Source organism: Campylobacter concisus (genome assembly GCF_902460545.1).
Lineage (GTDB): Bacteria > Campylobacterota > Campylobacteria > Campylobacterales > Campylobacteraceae > Campylobacter_A > Campylobacter_A concisus_AE.
In genome coordinates, this window is the sequence record NZ_CABPUE010000006.1 from 85,388 (window position 1) to 88,790 (window position 3,403).

At 31.2% G+C, this 3,403-nt stretch carries 1 protein-coding gene and 1 pseudogene; both read left to right on the plus strand.

Annotation, left to right across the window (positions count from 1 at the left end; translation table 11 throughout):
* A pseudogene (locus FZ949_RS05240) lies at window positions 1-1,025 on the plus strand (hypothetical protein); the annotation flags it as partial.
* 24 nt (window positions 1,026-1,049) lie between these two features.
* Window positions 1,050-3,403 (plus strand): hypothetical protein (locus FZ949_RS09295; protein ID WP_187424713.1); only part of this gene is annotated, 2,354 nt, incomplete at its 3' end.

Here is a 3,403-nt window from a genome sequence, read left to right on the forward strand (position 1 = left end):
ATTCACTATTAAATAAGAGTCTAAATATTGATCTAAAACCAATGAGTAAAAAGACTAAAGAGGCTCTTTCAAATTTAAATCAAAGGCAAAATTTACAAAAAGATAATCAATCTAAAGAAATTTCATCTACTGCGACTTCATGCCCTGTCATAGAGGATGACACTATCATTTGCCCACATGGCGGTCATGTGATCTTAAAAAGTAGGGCAGGTAGGAGCATAAGATCAGACGATCAAGGCGTGATACTTGATGTTGATTTTATAAACTCACCAATAGTAGGCTGCTCAGCCAGGACTCCATGCGTCATAGTAGCTTATGTACCAAGATCAGCACTTAGTCTAAAAAGTATGAATGATCACTACGCTGTAATGCAAGATCTAGTGCCAAACTGCCTAAGCAACACCGGCTCTTCGCTAAGGTGCATAAAAAAAGAGAATAAACTAAAACTAGAGCATAGTTTAAGTAACCCTATGTTTGAGAATAATAACCTTGCCGTACAAAATCCAAATTTAAATAAGCCATTGATCAGACTTCATATAAAAGCTTTTGCTTCTCAAATAGATAATCTTTTGGTAACTACCTATTATCTATTTGATAAAAAATTTGAAGATAAAAATGGCTTCAGCAAGATCAAACTCAATTTAGACGAGGGAAGAGACGTAGAGGATAAGAATTTAAAGGCTCTTTTAGCGGATAATTATGACGATAAGCGTTATGATATCAAAGAATTTAAACTAAGATATGGAGTAGATAAGCTGAATTTGATATTTGTAGTTCCAAAGAATTTTAGCTCTCTTGATAAAGAGAACTACAAAAAGGCAAATAGCCCGGAAAGCGGAGTAGGCTTTTTTGCCAGTTTAGATGAATTTAATAGTTCTAATATAGAAAAGAATAGACATACTTACACTTATGTTTTTATGTCTCCAACTGGAGCTAAAAGCATAGAGCTTGAGATAGCTAAAGGGCTAGATAGTGGCTATACAAATGATATAAACACAACTAGCTTTGTAATGCTTGTTAGTTGATAAATTTAAAGAGAGGGATCGTTCTTGAGATTAGATAATACAAAAATTATTAGAAGTATAGAAGAACTACTTTTTGAGGTCGGCGTAAATGGAGAAGGATATAAAAATATAACCTTTTATTGCCGTGATTTAAACCATTTTTATAATACAAATATATTAAACGGAGATGCCTTATATAATAAGATATTTACAAGGCTATATGATCAAAAAAAGGCGGGCAAAAATGTTAGCATAAAGACATATAAATATTTTGATAAGTTTAGTTTATTTAAGAATGAGCGTGGTTTTGAAAGAACCGATGAAATAAAAGTCGCAAACAGTAGTATGAAATTGGAGGTGCTTAGTCAAGAAAAGGATATTATTGAAGAGTTTACTAAAGAACTAGTAAAACTTGCAAATATTTTTAGGGAACAAGGCAATATGGTTAAAAATTTTGAAGAAGCATCTAGCGAATTAGTTAGCAACTATAAAAAAATAGATCGAAATATTAACTCCTTATTGGATAGGCTAAGGGATGAGCTAATAAAAAAAGCAACCATAATATTAAATCATGAAAATTTTGATAAAGAAGAAGAGAGTATAGAAGCAATCAAAGACAGTTTTGAGGAAATCAAAGAGAATCTTAAAAAGGCTTCAGAGGATGGCAAGATTTATATGGCAAAAGAGATAGTTAAATTCTTTTTTAGTCTTATTGATATAACTGATTTAAGGGCTACATTTAAGCCACTAACACTACTGCTTGCCGTGCCAGATGCACTTTCTGCCACTAAAAATATAGGTGAATTTCTTCAAAAAAGAGGATTTTATGCCTTTTCTAGTCCGGTTATGAGCTTACTAGCTACTAAGTTTGGTTTTACATTAGGGTTATTAAATACAGTATCGTTTAACAATATTTTGGTTTTTACAAATGATGATCAAAATAGTGGGGCATTTATAGATTTTTCAGGGTTTGATATAACAGCCACTAAGACGAAAAGTAATTACGATGAGTATATTGGAATTTGCTCTAATTTTTCATTAGAGGGTGATGAAAAAAGCCTATTTGAAGCAAAGATAAGCAAATATGAAAATATAGATAAAAAAAATAATATATCAATATGTAAAAATGATAAGGATAATGCTGAAGAGAGTCTGCTTAATAGGATAGAAGAGTGTGTGATCGCAAATAGAGCAAATTTTGTCTATATGCAGTATCCATTTTTCAATTCTTTAAAATTTGCGAATCTTTTAAGGGATAAATCCTTAACTACCAAGGACGATACTCACAATACAAATAACAGTAGCGGTACCTCTAAAAACTATCTCATTATTTCAAATGCCCCTATGAGAGAAAATGCAAAACTAAATGAGCACCTTTTGCAAAACGTATTAAACTATAAGATAATGGACAGTCTAAATAGGGTGGATAACAAGAAAGTGACTGACCCTAAGCAGCTAAAAGCCACGAAAGACTATAGTCAGTACTCCATACAAGTAGATGCTCAAAATGATGAAGACCTATATTTATTAAGTCTAAGCCCATTTACAAGGGTTAGCAGAGAGAAAATCAAGAAATTTGAAAGTTATATTTCAGACAATTTTATATTTAACAAACCAATGGGTAAAGAAATTTTTAATGGCTCGGAACGTTTCATTAAGTTTACTCAAGCCAATACCTATTTAAGTCATATAGATAAGTACTTTAAAAATGCCAAAGATATGGAAGAGATAATTAAAAGAGAAGAAGAATTTTTAGAGGCAAACATAGAGGAATTCAAAATCTTCTTTTTAAATTTGAATTCAAATACGGAACAAGATCGTATTATTTATGCTTTAGGTAAGCCAACTTCAATACCAATCGATGATAGAGGCATGATGCAATTATTGTCAGAGGAGTCTAATGGCGCATTTATAATAGAAACAGAATACTATTATCCAGCCACAAAAGTATTCTTATTAGTGATGGGATATTTTATATTAAGACAAATATTTGATAATTCCTTAATTAAACCAGAGTCTTATCTTGGGAGTGAGGCTATAAATTTATATGGCGAAACATTTCTAGTTTTATCCAAAAACACCTATTATCTAAAAGAAGATGAAACAAAAATACCTATATATTTCTTTAAAAAAGAAAAAGAGGTGAAAGCAGGACAAAAGGATGCCATCTGCATAGAGGAGATAGTGGACTCAATAGAAAAAAGTCATGTGGCTGATGACGATCATATATTAGATGATGATACATATAGTGAGTTAAAAAAGATACTTGAAGAACCAATAACTCTAGACATATATGATATGAGCGATGAGAAATTTGCAAGTAAATTCAAAAAAGAAAATTCTTTAAGTGACGAAGAATATAAAGAACTTGAAAAGAAACTTAGTAATCCTAATAATAT